This window comes from Winslowiella iniecta (assembly GCF_001267535.1).
Taxonomy (GTDB): domain Bacteria; phylum Pseudomonadota; class Gammaproteobacteria; order Enterobacterales; family Enterobacteriaceae; genus Erwinia; species Erwinia iniecta.
On the sequence record NZ_JRXE01000004.1, the window covers coordinates 198777 to 216362 of the forward strand.

Genomic DNA, 17586 nt, shown 5'->3' on the forward strand with positions numbered 1-17586 from the left:
ATTAAGGTCAGGATAATAGCTTCCACGGTTCAATTCTGAGCGCCACCAAAAAGCGCTGTTGTCGCCGCAAAAGATCAGGATCTGTAGAGTTAAGCCAGCAATGAAAGAGAGTGGCGAGCAGGGGCGCGTCAGATTAGCCTTCGCGGAGCCTGCCAGGCGACAGGCTCCGCGAGGGTTTTACAGGCGGTGGTTACAGCATAATCGTCATCAGATAACCGATAAACAGTGCCAGGTGAGCAGTGCCGTTCAGCACATTGGTGCGTCCGGTCGAGAATGAGATATGACAGAGGATCAGCACTGCGATCATCATCACCATATGCGGGGGTTCAAGACCGAAAATCAGCTGCTGGTCAGTCAGCGTGGCGATAATCGATACTGCCGGAACAGTTAATGAGATGGTCGCCAGCACCGAACCAAAAAACAGGTTCATTGCGCGCTGCACCTGGTTGGCCAGTACTGCACGGATCGCGCCGAGACCTTCCGGGGACAGAATCAGTAACGCCACCAGGAAGCCGGTAAACTGGGCCGGTGCATTCAGTTCAGTTAACAGGAACTCCAGCGGATTGGCGTTCATTTTGGTCACGGCAATCACCGCAACCAGATGCACCAACAGCCAGGTGGTATGCCAGGCGCTACCGTGTACCGAAGGCTTGCCGTGATGTGGGTCGTCACCATCATCTTCATGTTCGTAAACAAACAGACTCTGGTGCGTCTTGGTCTGAATCAGCAGGAAAACGCCATACATTGAGGCGGAAATGGCGGCGATCAACAACGCCTGACCGGTAGTAAAGTTGCCGCCCGGCAGCGCATTAGGAAACACCAGGACCAGTATCGCCAGCGGGAAGATGGCAATCATATACTGCTTAACCCCGGCAAGATTCACGTACTGAGTGGCAAACTTGCGGCCACCCAACAGCAGAGCAAAGCCCACCAGACCGGCGGTGACAATCATAATAATGGAGTAAAGGGTATCACGCATCAGCGCAGGTGCGGCGTCGCCGGTGGCCATCAGCGCCGAGATCAGGCTGACTTCAAGAATCACCACCGATAAACTGAGAATCAATGAACCATAGGGTTCACCTAAACGATGCGCCAGCACGTCGGCGTGGCGGACAACGCTGAATGCGCTGCTAAGAATGGCGATCAATGCCAGCACATTGATGCCGACGACAAAAGGAAGTGATTGCGATGAGCCCCACATTGCCAGCACGGCCAGCGCGATAATGGGGAAGATCAGTGAAAATTCTTTATGACGTGTTTTTGAGCCTTCTTGCGCTCCCATAGGCATTCATCTCCTTAATCAGTGCAATTCGCAGAAACCCGAGGCCAGGCTTCTAAGCATTATGGCGGTTTGTTTATTTTACAAGCTGTAACAGTGTAACAATCTTCGCCTTAAAATTATTCAACTTTACGTTATTTTACCCGTTATCCTGAGATCCATGCTACAGCGCTGATAAATGAGGGTTATCCCGATTATCCTTAACTTAATCTGAATGTTAGCTAACTGAAGAAAGGCTGAATTCAGGTTTTTATGGTGCTTTCCTTCGCCGGTAACAACGATAAATGATGGCTAAACGCCGTTTCAAGCTGACCCTGTTAAAACCAGGGGCTTGAACTCTCTGCCAAATGCGCCAGGCTTAGAAAGTGTGTGGAGAAAGGAGACAAGGTTATGCCTTATAAGACGAAACGTTCGTTACCCGACAATGTGAAAAATGTTTTGCCGTCCCATGCTCAGGAGATCTACAAGGAAGCGTTTAACAGTGCCTGGGAGCAGTATCAGGATAAGCAGGAGCGTCGTGGCGATGAGTCGCGTGAGGAAGTGGCGCATAAAGTGGCCTGGGCGGCGGTAAAGCATCAGTACCAGAAAGGCGAAGATGATAAATGGCATAAAACACAGTGAACCGCAGGGCGAATGATGACACTTTTTTGTCTGCTGACCGACGTCGAACTTGATCGCCAACAAATAAATGAATATGGTCAAGGGAGTAAGCGTAACGCTAAGTGCGCAAATCAATAACTCACTGGAAAAAACGCTCGTCAGTAACAGGGAAGTAAAGCTGTGGCACGGGAGGTTCATATGTTAACGCGGGATTTCTTATTAAAAGCAGACTGTAAAACTGCTTTTGGTTCCATCGAGGAGTCGTTGTTGTGGACCTGCGAACAGCGCGCAGCATCGCTGGCGGCAGCATTAACCTGCCGTCCGGATAACAGCCCGGTGTGGATTTTTGGCTATGGGTCACTGATGTGGAACCCGATCTTTGAATCAGATGAGGTGGCCAGTGGCACGCTGCAAGGCTGGCATCGCGCATTCTGTTTACGGTTGACTGCCGGACGCGGTACTCATCATCAGCCTGGCCGTATGCTGGCGCTGAAAGAGGGCGGGAACACCAGTGGTCTGGCATTTCGCTTACCGGAAGAGAAGCTGTATGAAGAGCTTGAGCTGCTGTGGAAGCGCGAAATGATTACCGGCTGTTACCTGCCGACCTGGTGTGAGCTGGCGCTGGATGACGGACGTAAAGTGACCGCGCTGGTGTTTGTGATGGATCCGCGCCATCCATTGTATGAATCTGACAGTTGCGCAACCACCATTGCGCCATTAATCGCCCATGCCAGCGGGCCGTTAGGCACCAATGCGCAGTATCTCTACTCGCTGGATCAGGAGCTAAAAAATCGTGGTATGCACGATGATTGTCTGACAGATTTAGTACAGCAGGTGCGCGAGTTGCAAAATTGTCATCACGGAATGCAGGGGTAAGCGTTTTTCCAGCAGCGGCGCTAATGCCGCTGCTGGCCTGCTTATCTCGCCGTCGCTTCAGGTCTGAATAACATCAACAGCAGTAACCCGGAGAGTAAGCTTATCAAAACCGCGCACAGCATCAGGTAGTGCACCGCGCCATTATTTCCCGCCAGCAAGAACAGCGTAAACCCGACCACCGGCAGGATCGACTGGCAGAACAACACCACCAACGATGAAGCACTGGCCAGTATGGATGTTGGAATAATTTCGATCCTTATTATTCTGTTTATATTTCCGGTAATCACCTTGCCGATAATGGTCAGGGCATAGCATAAAATAAATATCGTCAGGGAAGAGGTATGAAAGATTAACAGCAAAGAGGGAATAACAATCATCACTAAGCCAAAAGATAAAAGCAGCCTTCTGGAGAGCATTGTCAGCATAGCACCATAAACATAGGTGCCGACCACGCCACAGACGCCGGCTGCCACATCAATCAGCCCGAAGTATTTAACCGGCAACTGCATATTTTTATCGATTAACGCGGTGCCTGATGATTCGACTAATCCATCAAACATATTATTGCCCAACGCCAGCCCGATAATCGCCAGCACCAGCGGCGTGGACAAGATAAAACGTAAGGCGATAAACCGATTGAACGGCTGCTGCTCAGGTGCCGTAGATGATGATTCACTTAGCTGAACGGTGTTTAACTGGTCGGCAGCGCGGAAAAAGTACCAGGCATTAATCAAATAAAACACGCAGGGTATCAGCAGCAGATTCTTATAGCCGTAATCAATTAACAGCATTCCGACTATCGGGCCAATAATCATGCCGAGGAAGTCCATCCTTGCCATCAGATTAACATGGTGCTCACGCTGTACGCTTAACGTGGCGATCAGCTTTTCATAGGCAATCATGGTCTGCGAGTTGCCGATGGAAATCAGGCTACCCACGGCACCAAAGGCAATAGCCACAGTCAACGGATCGGTAAAGTTGCTGAAAATAAGCAACAAGCACCCGGCAACTTTAATGCAGTCAGAAATAATCGATAACGGCCTGACGCCCGTGTTATCAATATATTTCCCGATTAACGGTATCAGAATCAGGCGCGGTAACCACCATATGGCATAAGATAATCCGGAGTACGCCAGGCTTCCGGTCAGCATATACACCACCACCGGGGTTAAAAACACCATTAATCCGTCAGCGGTCAGCACTAAAAATAGCAGGGAAAATAAGCGGGTGGTCATGGGGTTGCCTTGTCTTGTACTTTTTCTTTTAAGAGGACTTTCACATATTTTCCCGTGCTTTCATCGTAGACTACCACCGATTTCGGTGTGTTATGGCTGGGAAGATCTTTCATCATTTCATGTTGTCTGGCTACCATCTCAATATAGTAATCCATATCAGCTGCTGTCGGGTTAGTTTTGTAACTGATATAATCGGTGTTCTCAATAGGCCAGTCAATAACATCATGCCCTGGCAAGTAATCACCTTGTTTATCAAGATAGATAATCGGACGATTGACAGTAATGATCTTTGCCATATTAAGCAGGGCATGTGCAACTCCGCACGGGATAATAAGTTCAACGTCAGGAGAAGGATAAAATGTCAGCTCTTCTTCAACAAATAAGGTATCCGAACCTTCTCGCATATCAACCAACATCAGCGTGATCGGCTGTTTTTTGCTGCCAAGGAAAATCAGATGATCTTCCTGCCCAAGATGCAATCCATAGGAGTCAAAGTCATAATTCTTTGTTCCGTGTTCGACAAGATAAAAAGGGGTTTTCCTCGTGAGCGGAATAATGCCGCTCTCTTTTCCGGTTTTAATTGAGGGTAGGGTTTTGAATGATACGCCATTGATCCTGGAGATAGCTAAGTCAGTATGACTGCTTTCCTCGATTTTTTCCCTCAGTTTCAAATTGACCTTCCTACCATCATCCAGCATGAACTCACGTGTTTCTGCATGTTGATACTGATGCTTTTGTAAGTGCTCGGCCTGAAAATCTGCCACCCGATGATAAACTAAATCCGCTGCCGCTTCTGACATGGGCTGATACCCCACGATCTCTTCTGTCAGGATATCTTCCGGTATGTTGATAATGTCATTTTCTGGCGACCATTGCGTCGTGCCGTGAGGGAACTGCTCCAGTGGCGGCAGAAAAATTTTATAGGTATTCAAAGTGAATATATTTTCTAAGTTATGGAAAGTATGTGCGACCCCGGGAGGAATGATGAGTGTTTTTTCTGATGAGGGAGTGATATAAAAGCTCATTCTTTGTTTGAAGGTGACTGAGTTTTTACGGCAGTCAATAAATTTCGCCAGTATTCTCTGCTTTTCATCGCCGAGAAACGTTAACGTATCCTGTTGGCCAAGGTGAATGCCATATTGCCCATACTTAAACTTGCTCTCTCCATGATAAACAATATTAACAGGATAAGTGGTCGGAAAGGGAATAACAAATGAGTCTTTCTGACCATTGTTAATTCGCCAGCGAGGAATCCAGTGCAGGCCTGCTATCAACATATCGCTATTAAGTTCTTCGATATAATGGCTCATATTATCGCCCTGTGTAAAAAGGCAGCCTGAGCTGCCTCTTGTGATTAAATATTGACTATTTCAATATCATACCCGGCTTCCTGAGCACTGCTTAACAATGTGCAAAGGTTACTGGTATTCAACTGAGCATATTTATCATCTGCCGGAGCGTTCTTTATGCCAGCCAGCCAGGCTAGCTTGTCGATTGCTGCTGTGGTGGCATTTCTGGTTTGCAGAATCATATCGGTAAAGACATTAGTTTCAATATCTTGATCGACAATCACGGGAGCATCTTTATACATTCTTGCAACTTCTGAAAGTTTAATCATAAAACACCTCGTTTAGATATGTGTTAAATTACCCGTCAGTTTGAGTTGAGAATACAGAAGGAATGCAACGTCTATTCCGACGATATTGATATCACCGGTGTCAACGACCTGTCAATGATTTAGAATTTTTAATTAAAATCTTTTAATATTATAATCAATTAAATGATTATTAAATTGTGATAATTCCGGTTAAGAATGCTGTTAATTAACACGATTATTTCAGTGTCAAAAGTAATTATGCAGAAAACGAGACCCGATATGTTGGGTCCCGGTTAAGTGAGAAGAGGCGTTTCCGTTCGAATAGCTAAATTGACCTTTCATTACTGAAAAGCGTTGCTGACCGGCCTTCGCTATTGCTGCTGTCCAGGATTAATCAGCCAGGTGCCCGCGCGGTCAATCTTCACTGTCTGCGCCCGCACCCCCTGTTTCTGGCGCAGTTCAATGTTATATTCACCGGCGGCCAGATGGAGCACAGCAAAACCCTTGTTACCGGGCTTGATATCCATTGCCTCACCGTTCAGCACCAACGACTCACCGGTTTTCAGCTTAAGATACACCGTAGCCAGTGCAGGCGCATCGCTGGCGCTTGCTGCCACCGGATCGACCGCAGCAGGAATGCTGCTGACGGAGGCGGCATGTTCCACGGTGTTATTGCCGCTGTTATCGCGATTGATAAACAGCGTCAGCGCAATCACCGCCAGCAGCGCCACGCCACTCAGCACCATCAGGGCAGGGGAAAGGCGGCGCGGCGTGGTTGGCGTCACCAGATTATCTGCCGCGCCGGCGGTCGGGTTAACCGCGAGGATCACCGCTTCAGGAACGGCAGTCTCTTCTGCTTCCTCCGCTTCTTCATTCGGTGCAGTTACCGCGCTGACCAGCTCCTGAACCTCACTGACCGGCAGATCGATTAATGCTGCCAGTGCGTCGATATTTTGCGGACGATCCTCCGGCTTCATCGCCAGCGCGCAATCAATCGCATGCAGCAGTGACAGCGAATAGCCTGCGGGTTGCAGCTGCGCCAGCGGCTGATAGTTATCTTCAATACAGCGCACCACACTGGCCGGTGGCGGGTTACCGGTGACCAGCGTATGCAGAACCGCACCCAGCGCGTAGATATCCGTCCACGGCCCTTGCTCGCTGTCGCTCTCTTCACTGTATTGCTCAATCGGGGCGAAGCCTGGCTTCAGCATGATTTCGGTTTCATCCGCGAGGTTGCCAATCTCTTTACGCGCTGAGCCAAAATCCAGCAGCACCGGCAGCTGATTTTCCTGAATCTGAATGTTATCGAGAGAGATATCGCGATGCAGATAACCGGCGCGATGAAGGGTGTTGATTGCACCAAACAGTGGCGACAGCAGCTGGCGGATCCAGCTCTCGTCTATCGCTTGCGGACTGGTCAGCTGCCACTCTTTCAGCGTCATCCCGCTGTAGTAGAGCGTGCCCATATAAGCGGTGCCATTCTCTTCCCAGAAACGCAACACGTGCAGCAGGCCGGGGTGATTAAAGCGCGCCAGCAGGCGGGCTTCCAGAATAAAGCTGTTCAGCCCGGCATGGAACATTTTATGGTAACGTTCACCGCGCAGGCCAAGGCTCAGATCCTCGTTGCGCATCGCCAGTGAAAGGGGCATGTACTCTTTGATGGCAATAGTGCGTTCTAATAAATGGTCCCAGGCGCGATAGACAATACCGAATCCACCGCCGCCAATCACTTCCTTGATCTCGAATTCATTGAAACGGTGCCCGGCAGGTAATGCATTTGGCACGGTTTTTTGATGCTCATTTGCCGACATATTTGACACTCTCTGAGAGCTAACGGCCTGATTACAGCAGGCTGTACGCCTGCGATTAATTTAAAATACGGTATGCGCCAATGGCCGGGTCGACGAGATCGGCATGCAGTTCGTCGACCAGCATCACATTCAGTTTCACTTTCTGATCGTACTGAGCGGCCCAGCTTTTCTTCACCGTATCGACGCGGCTTTTCACCGTGGCCATATCTGTGGCGGCCTGTTTGTCCATTTTCACCAGCAGCGTGCCGCTGAAGACCCAGGCGTGCAGGCTGTTATCAAACGGCAGTACCAGCCAGCTATCAGCAGCCTGTTTGCTGCCGAGCACCATGCGCTGATTGTTAATCGCCACGATATCCAGCCCGTTGCGCGTCGGGTGCATATTCAGCAAGGGGTAGCCCTGCCAGAAGCTGACCGGCACCGGCGTCGCTTTTCCGTCGGCAGACAGCGTCAGCTGGGTCTCGCCCTCCAGCCAGCCCTCAGTGGAGCAGCTAAGCGCGCCATCGTCGGGAATAAACAGCGACCGACCCTTTTCATCCCACCAGGTACGGAAATGACAACCACCGGGCAGATCAAAATGCTGTAACGGCTGGCTGTCTGCCGGGCGGGAAAGGTCGAGTGGGGCGGCATTGGCCGAGGTTGCGGTGGCAGTGGCATCGGCCGTAACCCCCGGCTGCCAGCGCTGCGCTTTGCTGGCACTGCCGCTGGCGAGTACCGAGCCTTTTTTATTGGTCATCTGCCATGGCAGAGTTTCCAGCTGGCTACATTGTCCGGCTAACAGCGTGCCGACACGCGGCAGGAAATCGTTCAGTATCTGCGATTCTTTGCTTTCACCCGATACAATGCGCAAATTCAGTGTTGGCTGGCACCAGTCCTCCGGCGCATTGCTCGCGACATTATCAATAAAGACTTCCAGTTCAAGACTCGGTGCATACACCACCCGGTAATCCTCTGCACTGGCGGCAGAAGCCATTAACAATGTCAAAACGCCGGGTAACCAGTATTTCATAACGTTCCTTGAAGTTAATCGCGAGGCGGCAAAAAACGCGCCGAGTCAGACAATGATTGTAATAACGTTGTTTCCTGTGGCGAACCAATCCACACCGCAACGGCGCTTAAGTTATCGCTTTTGGCACTGCGATCGATCGCTTTTTGCATCAGCGCCAGCCACTCGTCCGGCGAGTTAACCATGCGCAACGCCTGCTCCATCTCTTCCGGCTTCAGATTCAGCCAGAAACCATCGGTACAGACTAAAAAAGCATCGCCATCTTCCAGCTCCAGCACTTCGCTGTAACTGGCGTCACGTTCGGTTTCCGCACCGAGCGCATTATAGAGTAAATTACTGTTAATACCGGTATTTTCGTATCCGGCGTCCATCATCTGTTGCGCCAGACTGTGGTCACGCGTCACTTGTTCAATATAGCCGCGGCGGAAGTGATAGATGCGGCTGTCACCGGCGTGCGCCCACCAGGCCAGTAACCTGACGCGATCGATAAACAGCGCGGCAAGGGTGGTACTCATGCGTTCCAGTTTCGGATTAATCTGCTGCGCATCGCGCAGGGTGCGGGCGGTTTTTTCCACTGCAAATCGGGTTTCCTGCGGGCTGCAGGGACGATCGCCGTCCAGCTGACCGAGTAGGGTGTCGCAAGTAATGCGGGCGGCTTTTTCCCCACCTGGCAGCCCTGCCACGCCATCACATACCAGAAAACAGGCGCTGCGCTCGCCCAGCAGGCTACCGGTTAAATCCTGATTGCTCTGCCTTGCGCCAGTCTGCGACGTTGAGCTAAAGGTTATCTTCATTCGGCATCCGCTTTGAGTTGTGAATCTTTATACTGATTAACCTCAACGTCATAGGCATGCAAAAACGCTTCGCCAAACAGCGTATGGAAGTCATCTTCGATTTCGCCTGCGGTATTCTGGTAATCGCGCACAAAGTAGTCCCACATTGCCGCTTTGCGCGAACTGGCAAAACTCATTTTCCCCACCAGACCGTCGCTTTTGGCCTGATCTTCCAGCCGCTGCGGATTAAACGATTGCAGCATCGCGGCGATAATCGCCCGGATCCCGGCGATCATCCCCAACTGATGAGCCTGTAAATCGACCAGCGCATCGCGCACTGCCTGTTCAGGCTGCATAAAGCCCGGCATCTGGCTCTGATACATCTGCATCAACACCGTTTTACCCGACGGCAGGATCTTGAACGGGTTATTCGCCTCATTCAGAATCATGGTCATTTCCGCTTTCACGCCCCGTTTTAAAATGGAGCGTGAGGAGAGTAATGCCACCGTTCCCTGCGAAAACAGGCTGAGCATACGGCCGGTCATCCGCATCTCTTCTTCAGTCAGCGGCAGTTTATTTTGCCTGCTGTCGAGTCCCATTCCTTCCAGCAACGCCTGAATCAGTTTTTCATTGCTACAGGCCGCGTGCTGTTCACTCTGTTCGCGGGCTTCATGCGGCAGAGGATCGATATCCAACCGTGCGTCACTGTGGTGCGCCGCGCGAACCGGTGGTTTTTCGCCGGGACTGCTTTCATTACCGGCGGCGATAATCGGCTGTTCGGCCGCAAGAATCCCTAACGGGTCGACCGCCAGTGACGCGTCCTGATTAAACAGGTCGAGTGGATCGAGTGTGTCGGCCGCGGCTACCGGCTGAGCGGGATCGGTGACCTGAATCTGATAATCGCCGATACCGAGGGAATCGCCGTGTTGCAGCTCAACCTGGTGGCCTCGCGCCAGCGGTACGCCGTTCAGAACCACTGAAGTCACGCTGCCGCGGTTAGTCAGACGACACTCGCCGCTGGCAGAGACATGCACCAGTGCTTGCAGGCGTGAAATGGCGCGATCTTCATCCGGCAGCACCAGATCGTTGTCGACACTGCGGCCAATGGTCCCGCCTGGTGGCAGGAAATCAACGGCGGTCGGCGGCGTCCCGCTATCGTTTTGCTCAAGGGTAAATCGCATAAAATTCCTGCATTAAGAGGCCTGGCGGCGAGTCGCGTTACTCAAACATCGGCGGATAAAGTCCGTTTCGCCCCGGATGCGCACCTGCCGCCGGGTTGAAAAGCAGCGAAAAAAGTTGGGCGGTCAGATTGCCGCTGTGTTTATGGGTGGCATGAGGATAACCGTCACTGCGGTTACTCCACCAGTAGCTGATATGGCGTTGCGGATCGAAACTGTCCGCCACTTCGCGCCAGCTAAGGGTGCAGGATAAATCCTGATAACCAATCACGTCCATTATCGCCGAGCGCTGATTTTCCGGTACCGGCAGCGGCGACAGCGCCCGCAGGCTGGCTTCCAGCGCATCGGGGGAGAGGCCATTCTTGACGCTATGCAACAGCGCATCGCCCAGCGCCTGATACCAGTCGCCGGAGATGGCCAGTTGCGCCGGATGCCACTCGCTAAGGGAAAAACTGCGCAGCGCCAGCAGTGGCCATGCGCGACCGACCCGATCGCGTGAGGGCAGTAAACACCCCATCTGAATGCGCTGAACGCCGGGGGTGGGGGGCAGCACAAAATTCCACACCGGCGCGCGCAGAAAATCCTCGCTGGTGGCGTCGTTATGATAATGCCACCAGGTCAACCCCTGCTGAAACCAGTTTGACCAGCTGGCGACAATCGGCTCAGGCAATCGTCGCTGAAGAAAATCACCGGTAACCGGCAGCTTCCCGTACCAGCCGGGAGAGAAGTTCTCAGCCATAATCTTATCCATCGGATTATTGCACGCCCTGGGTGACGGGCGGGAACAGTACGCCAGGCGCTGACGCCAGCGTCTGACGGCTAATGCCAGCTTTATCCAGATTATCCGCCAGTTTGCGCATCATCAAAGCGTTATCGCGCGCATAGGGTGAGGTCTGAATCTGGCGATCGAGCAGCTGGCTGAGGTGCCAGTCCAGCTGCTGTAAATCCCGGGTGGTGACCGTCGACGGCAGGGTACGCTGGAAATTCTGCATCACCCAACCACGCAGAAACTCGCCGTCATAATTACGCGGCTGATACAGCATCTGGTACGCGCGCAGCGCATTGCGGCTGAATTCGCCGTCATTGCCTTTGTCGTTACGCAAGGTGGCGGTGATCTGTCGCGCCACCCGGGGCAGCAGCAGCGAACGCAAGGCATTCTGGTACAGCGTCCATGCGGCGTCGCTGACCTGATCGCCACGATACAGCCCACCGCGCAGGCTCAGCGGCGGGTGGTCGAGCGAAAAGTCGGTTGGCTGCGGCAGTTTTACCAGATTATTTAAAAACGGTAGCAGATCGAGAATATCCCCCGCATCGTCATCCGCATGGCCGAATTGTTGCGCCTGCTGGCTGGCGGCAGGGACGCGCGCCGCAATCTGCTGCAAATAGTGCTGATTCTGATAATAGCTTACCAGCCAGTAACCGGTAGTCAGCGTCAGTATGGCGGCCAGCACGGCGTAGCCAATCCAGTGCAGCAGGCGATTGCGATACTCCCACGACCGATCGCTGCCCGCCAGTCCGCTCTCTTTAAAAATCACTTCGCTTAATAGATTGCGAATAAAAAAGCTCTGGCCTTTGTTGGCCGGGATCGGTGCGGCACGATTCACGCTGTCCCAGTTGGCAATAGAGTGGCTTTGCGACTGCGGTAATTGCAGTTTACGCGTCAGTTGTCCCATCACACGATCAAACGGCAAGCCTTCCTGCGTCCCACTGGTAAAGAACAGTCCGCGTGCCGACCACGCCACTTCGCCCGCCGTCGGGGAAAAGATAATATCGAGATATTCCGCCAGCAGCGGACGCAGTGAGGCAAACTCCTGCGGAAACAGGAAGCAGTCGGCGCGCTGGGTTAAATCGTTTTCTCCGGCCATTTTACTCGCCAGATCGGCGTTCAGGCGGGCGGAAAGCTCAAGGAACTGCTGATTGAATAGCGTGTTCAGTGCGCGTTCACTGTCGCGATTAGGCTCCCATGGAAAGGTAAAGCCCCAGGTCTGGTCGCGCTGTGCTTTATCGAGACTGGCAAAGTAACTCATAAAGCCTTTCAGCAGGTCGGTCTTGGTGACCATCAGATACACCGGGAAGTGAATGCCGGTCTGCTGATGCAGCTCTTCCATCCGGCTACGCAACGCACTGGCCTGGCTGTGGCGTGCCTCGGCAGAATCGCTGAGCAGATCGGCGACGCTGATGGTAATAATCACCCCGTTAATCGGCTGACGTGCACGATACTGCTTCAGCAAATTGATAAAGGTCTGCCATTCACTGGCATCGCGGGCGCGCATGCTCTCCTGCAACGTGTAGCGCCCGGCGGTATCCAGCAGCACGGCGCGATCGGTAAACCACCAGTCGCAGTGACGGGTGCCGCCAACGCCGCGTATCGCCTGTTTTCCCAGCGTATCGGTCAGCGGAAAATCAAGGCCGGAGTTGATCAGCGCCGTGGTTTTACCGGCGCCCGGCGCGCCAACGATCATATACCACGGGAGCTGATAGAGATAACGCGCACTGTAGCGCTGCAACCAGCCCGCGCGCGGCTGCTGATAAAAATGGGCCTTTTTCAGCAGGGTTGCCGCCTGATTAAACCGCGAGGTTAACAGCTCTTCCGTCGCCATCAGCTCACCCTGATCGACACTGCTGTTCTGCAAGTTATGCAGTAGTTTGCTGTTAAACCAGGCGCTATACAGACGCGGGATCAGCTGTAACAGGATCCAGAGGAAATAGCCGATGCCGGTCAGCACCTGACGATTGATTTTGGCTTCCAGCGGGCGTGAGCCATTGAGGGTAATCAGTGGCCCCAACATCCAGATCACGCTGGAGAGTGCGGTGATACCGATAAAACCCCAGAACAAGCGGCTGGTAAGCAGTGAGGACAGGTTGCGCATCACGGCGTTCCTTTGTTAACCGTGCTGGCCGACTCGGGAGCGGCGAACAGGGTGATTTCAACGCGACGGTTACGGGCGCGATTTTCCTGGCTGTCATTAGGGTATAGCGCCGCGCTGTCACCACGACCTTCCGCTCTGATACTGTGCCCGGTTGCCAGTTGCTGGCGCAGCAGGGCAGTAATGGTGCGCGCCTGTGCCAGCGAATATTCGTAGTTGGAAGCGAAGCGGGCGCTGTGCAGCGGTTGGTTATCGGTATATACCGTCACCACCACATTGCCTTTGATCTCACTCATCGCCGCCGCGACGCGCGTAATCAGCGCCCGGCCAACCGGGTTAAGTGCGGTGGCCGCATTGTCGAAAAGTTTGTCGCTCGACAGCATCACTTTGCTGCCAAACGGGCCGTCGCTGACGTCCAGCTGACCGGCCGCAATCACGTCACTTAAGGGTTTACGCAGATCAAGCAGGCGCTGCGGCGAACTGAAGTTCCGGCTATTTTTCACCTGTGGCAGCGGGATTTGATAAATCGCGCGCAGCAGCGGTTCGGCGGCGTTACCCAGACGCCAGTTTAGCGCGCTGTAGATCATACAGGCCAGAAACGCCGTCACGGCGATACAGGCCCACAGCGGCACCGGCGGTCGCCAGAGCGTGCTCTGTTGCGGCCTGACAATCACCTGCGAGGCTGGCGGCGTTGGTGGGGTATTACGGGTGGTATCAATTAATTGCGCGAGGCGGACACGAATCGCCTCACACTGCGCCCGGCCATTGGCGGCACCGCGATAGCGGCCCTCATAACCAAGCAGTAAGCAGTAGTGGATCACTTCCAGCAGCCACAGATGCTGTTGCGGTGACTGCGAGATGCGCGACAGCAGCTGGAAGAATTTCTCGCCACCCCAACTTTCATTATGGAAGGTCACCAGCAGGCCGTTACCTGACCAGACGCCTCGCGTGCCCCACGGCGTTTGCGCGGCGGCCTCATCCAGTACGCTGCATAAGCAGTAGCGAGTACCAATAATCATTTCAAACGGCAAATCCCGCTGCTTGCAGCGGGCTTCAAACTGGCGGATTTCTTCAATCAGCTGGTGGCGCAGTCCTGCCGGATCATCGTGGGTAGCGGCCAGACGAATCTGCACAATCGCATTCAGTAAAGGCGCGGCTGCGGCATGGAGTGGGTTTTCGGCGCTCGCAGAGTGCGTATCGCGGGCAGCAAGTTCCGGCGTCATGGGCGGTTGTAAATCCTGGCTTAGCGTCTGATCCATCAGGCGACTTTAACGTTTAAAGAAGCAAAAAAGGCGCAGTCGTGCGCCTTCAGAAACAACCGGGAGCTAATCGAGTATCCAGGTGGCAGTGTCCCGGCTGCGGCAGGCTTTACTGTCACCCCCGACATCAACACACACCTGTTGCTTAGCGGCTTTACGCGGTTTAGGGCGATCGCTGCGCACCGTGGCGTCATAGCGGTCACTGATCACGCCTGCCTTCAGTGGCACATAACCCACTAACTGCGGCTGATCTTCGTCAGCAATCGCCAGCCAGTGATTTTCCACCACGCCTAATACAGTAAAAGGCTTACCGGTTTCCAGATAGCGGACAATTTTTCCACTGTAATCCGGCGTGGTCATCACCGATGAGTTATACAGTGCGCGCCAGGTTTCATTTACCGGCTTAAATTTTTGAGGTGCCTGTACCGCATAGCGGTGAGTTAACGTCACACCCGCAACCTCACTGGTTACCAGGGTGTCATCCGTCAGAGGGGGAGGCGGAGCCTTACATCCCGCTACGGTAAGCACAGCTAACAGCGTTAACGCGATACAAATTTTCACAGCGATCCTCGTGAATATCATCTGAGCGTCTGGACAAATTCAGACATGACGGCGTAACAATGAACAGCTTCTGGCGATTATTTCAACGCGGCATGCCGTCAGAACGGCGCAAAAAATTGTTCAGTTTTACAAAAAGATAAAGCGGGTATCAGTCTACCTGACACTTTTGAGATTTAAAACCATTGCAGCTTAATCGCTATCATGTTAATTCGGCCTGCCGTGAATAACCGACGGCACGGCTTTTGCTTTATCTGCTTTACCTTGCTCAGCACTCCGGGAAAGCATTTATGAACACCGCCCTGAATTACTTACTGGTTTCACGTCAGAGTGAAATCGCCAGCCTGCGAAATTTGCTGCATACCGGACGGCTGATCGGCCAGATTAGCCAGCTAATCCATGTGCTGCAACGTGAACGCGGTGCCTCGAATATCTGGATCTGCTCGGGCGGCAAGCTGTTTGGTGACGATCTGCCACGCTGCGCACGGGATGTCAGCCGCGAATCCGACGGCATGATCGCGCTGCTGCCGGGTACGCAAGTCAGTCCGCTGGCGGGCTACAGCCGCCTGTATGCGCGGATTGCCGCCGCGCTGCATGGACTGAGCGACCTGAAGCCATTACGTCAGCAGGTACAAAATCTGGCGGTCAGTCACGACGCGGCGATGGAGCGCTTTAACCAGATTATTCGCCAGCTGCTGAACCTGGTGTTTGAAGCCGCTGATACCGCCAGCGATCCGCAAGTGTCGCGCGCCTTAATCGCCATGTTCAGTTTTATGCAGGGCAAAGAGCTGGCAGGACAGGAGCGCGCCACCGGTTCGGCGGGTTTCGCCGCCGGTGCCTTTAGCGCCGTGCAGAGTAAAACCCTGGTGGCATTGATTGAGCAGCAGCAGCGCTGCTTCGTCACCTTCAGCCAGTTTGCCGACACGCAGAGTTTACAGTTATGGCGCACCCTCGCCGAAGCCGACAGTGAAATTGAGCGCCTGCGCCGGGTGGCCTGCATGGGCAGTAAAACCGATGAGAGCGGGGTGCTACGCTGGTTTCAGCTATTGACCAAACGGCTCGATGGTATGAAAGCGGTGGAGGACCAGCTGGAAAACACCCTGATGCAGCGCTGTCGCAGCACCATCAAGCGTGCCGAAGCCGCTGACGCGCTGGACGATATCAGTCAACACTTACACACCATTAACCCTCAACAGGGCTTCAGCCTGTATGTTGGCGGCGCGGGCTGGCTGGAAGAGCACAGCACCACGCTGGATACCGAAGGGGTTTCGCCGCAGCTCGGGCGCTCGGTGCTGTCCCTGATTCAGCAACAGGCGCAGCGTTTACAGGCGCAGGCCGATGAGCTGGCGATGATGCGCGCCACGCTCAACGATCGTAAGCAGATCGATCAGGCCAAAGCGTTGTTGATGAACCATCACCAGTGTAGCGAAGAGCAGGCGTGGCAAACGCTGCGTAAAATGGCGATGAATCAGAATAAAAGGGTGGCAGAAATTGCGGCGGCGATGCTATCGGTAGCCGCGGCTTTTGCCGATACCCCGAAATGAGTATCTGCACAAAGGGTGTGCATTTAATGCCTCAGCATAGTGCGTAAAACACAATTGTTGGTCGCCAGATAAAGGCAATGCGTACCGCCAGACAGCCCGCGTGGCGAATTGACTGAGCCGGAGCAAGGTAACAAAAAACTGGCACAGTGCTTGCAACACTTATCAGGCAAATTACGCATTTGTTTCACCAACGGCGGTGCAATGAGTGCTTTGGATAAAGGCGTCCTGCCGCATGCATATGCATGTCGGAGGACGCCTTTTTTTATTTATTTTTTCCAGGAAGCTAATGATGAGCAAAGACCGTTTTCCGCTGTCGCGTCGTCGATTCCTTGCTGGCAGCGCCATTTTAACCGGCAGCTATTGCCTGCCGGGTGTGCTGAACAGTGTCTGGGCCGCCGGATCGGATGCGCCGGAAAAAACAGAAATTCGCGTCGGTTTTATTCCGCTCACCGACTGTGCGCCGGTGGTAATGGCGGCGCTAAAAGGCTTCGATAAAAAGCACGGTATCACCCTGATCCCGAGCAAGGAGGCCAGCTGGGCAGCGGTGCGTGACAAACTGACCTCCGGTGAACTGGATGCGGCGCACGTGCTGTATGGCATGTTGTATGGGCTGCAACTGGGCGTAGCCGGGCCGCAACATCAGATGGCTAACCTGATGACGCTGAACAATAACGGTCAGGCCATCACCCTGTCGAACCAGCTGAAAGCGATGAAGGTGACCGATGCGGCCAGCCTGAAACAGGCGGTGGCGGCCAAACCGGCCGGAACCTTCACCTTTGCTCATACCTTTCCCACCAGCACCCATGCGATGTGGCTCTATTACTGGCTGGCGAATGCGGGCATCAACCCATTTGAGGATGTGCGCACCGTGGTGGTGCCGCCGCCGCAGATGGTGATGAATATGAAGATCGGCAATATGAGTGGCTACTGCGTCGGCGAACCCTGGAACCAGCGTGCCATCCGCGACAATATTGGTTTCACCGCCACCACCACCCAGCAGATCTGG

16 protein-coding genes are annotated in these 17586 nt (G+C 53.4%); 4 read left to right on the forward strand and 12 right to left on the reverse strand.

Annotation, left to right across the window (positions count from 1 at the left end):
• Positions 1-190 precede the first annotated feature (190 nt).
• Positions 191-1282, reverse strand: a complete 1092-nt coding sequence (gene chaA / locus NG42_RS04180) for a sodium-potassium/proton antiporter ChaA (RefSeq protein WP_052898002.1) — start codon at positions 1280-1282, stop codon at positions 191-193.
• A gap of 387 nt (positions 1283-1669) precedes the next feature.
• Here chaA and chaB point away from each other — a divergent pair, with 387 nt between their 5' ends.
• Complete coding sequence (gene chaB, locus NG42_RS04185; protein WP_052898003.1) at positions 1670-1900, forward strand: putative cation transport regulator ChaB; 231 nt, start codon at positions 1670-1672, stop codon at positions 1898-1900.
• Positions 1901-2077: 177 nt separating this feature from the next.
• Positions 2078-2755: a gamma-glutamylcyclotransferase gene (locus tag NG42_RS04190; protein ID WP_052898004.1), complete on the forward strand. Its 678-nt coding sequence runs from the start codon at positions 2078-2080 to the stop codon at positions 2753-2755.
• A gap of 41 nt (positions 2756-2796) precedes the next feature.
• Here the strand turns inward: NG42_RS04190 and NG42_RS04195 are convergent, their stop codons facing one another.
• The 11 genes from NG42_RS04195 to NG42_RS04245 form a co-directional block, all read right to left on the reverse strand.
• Positions 2797-3990, reverse strand: coding sequence for an MFS transporter (locus NG42_RS04195; protein WP_052898005.1), 1194 nt, complete (start codon positions 3988-3990; stop codon positions 2797-2799).
• Complete coding sequence (locus tag NG42_RS04200) at positions 3987-5300, reverse strand: dTDP-4-dehydrorhamnose 3,5-epimerase family protein (RefSeq protein WP_052898006.1); 1314 nt, start codon at positions 5298-5300, stop codon at positions 3987-3989. The genes NG42_RS04195 and NG42_RS04200 overlap by 4 nt, the downstream gene beginning before the upstream one ends.
• Before the next feature lie 44 nt (positions 5301-5344).
• Positions 5345-5608: a hypothetical protein gene (locus tag NG42_RS04205; RefSeq protein WP_052898007.1), complete on the reverse strand. Its 264-nt coding sequence runs from the start codon at positions 5606-5608 to the stop codon at positions 5345-5347.
• Between the two features lie 350 nt (positions 5609-5958).
• Entirely contained in the window at positions 5959-7398 is a 1440-nt protein-coding gene (locus tag NG42_RS04210; RefSeq protein WP_052898008.1) for a serine/threonine protein kinase, read from the reverse strand.
• Positions 7399-7453: 55 nt separating this feature from the next.
• Positions 7454-8404, reverse strand: coding sequence for a hypothetical protein (locus tag NG42_RS04215; RefSeq protein ID WP_052898009.1), 951 nt, complete (start codon positions 8402-8404; stop codon positions 7454-7456).
• A gap of 14 nt (positions 8405-8418) precedes the next feature.
• Positions 8419-9195 carry a PP2C family protein-serine/threonine phosphatase gene (locus tag NG42_RS04220; protein ID WP_052898010.1) on the reverse strand — a complete coding sequence of 259 codons (777 nt, stop codon included), beginning with the start codon at positions 9193-9195 and terminating at the stop codon, positions 8419-8421.
• Positions 9192-10355, reverse strand: a complete 1164-nt coding sequence (gene tagH, locus NG42_RS04225; protein WP_052898011.1) for a type VI secretion system-associated FHA domain protein TagH — start codon at positions 10353-10355, stop codon at positions 9192-9194. The genes NG42_RS04220 and tagH overlap by 4 nt, the downstream gene beginning before the upstream one ends.
• Before the next feature lie 37 nt (positions 10356-10392).
• Positions 10393-11091: a type VI secretion system-associated protein TagF gene (tagF, locus tag NG42_RS04230; RefSeq protein WP_052898031.1), complete on the reverse strand. Its 699-nt coding sequence runs from the start codon at positions 11089-11091 to the stop codon at positions 10393-10395.
• A 16-nt stretch (positions 11092-11107) separates the two neighbouring features.
• Positions 11108-13225 carry a type VI secretion system membrane subunit TssM gene (gene tssM, locus NG42_RS04235; protein WP_156321996.1) on the reverse strand — a complete coding sequence of 706 codons (2118 nt, stop codon included), beginning with the start codon at positions 13223-13225 and terminating at the stop codon, positions 11108-11110.
• Positions 13222-14442 (reverse strand): type IVB secretion system protein IcmH/DotU, encoded by a 1221-nt coding sequence (gene icmH / locus NG42_RS04240; protein ID WP_052898013.1) that lies wholly within the window; start codon positions 14440-14442, stop codon positions 13222-13224. The genes tssM and icmH overlap by 4 nt, the downstream gene beginning before the upstream one ends.
• A gap of 102 nt (positions 14443-14544) precedes the next feature.
• Positions 14545-15060 (reverse strand): SH3 domain-containing protein, encoded by a 516-nt coding sequence (locus NG42_RS04245; RefSeq protein WP_052898014.1) that lies wholly within the window; start codon positions 15058-15060, stop codon positions 14545-14547.
• 266 nt (positions 15061-15326) lie between these two features.
• Between NG42_RS04245 and NG42_RS04250 the strand changes: the two genes are divergently transcribed.
• Positions 15327-16580: a nitrate- and nitrite sensing domain-containing protein gene (locus tag NG42_RS04250; RefSeq protein WP_052898015.1), complete on the forward strand. Its 1254-nt coding sequence runs from the start codon at positions 15327-15329 to the stop codon at positions 16578-16580.
• Positions 16581-16869: 289 nt separating this feature from the next.
• The coding region (locus NG42_RS04255) for a CmpA/NrtA family ABC transporter substrate-binding protein (RefSeq protein ID WP_052898016.1) at positions 16870-17586 on the forward strand (717 nt) is incomplete at its 3' end.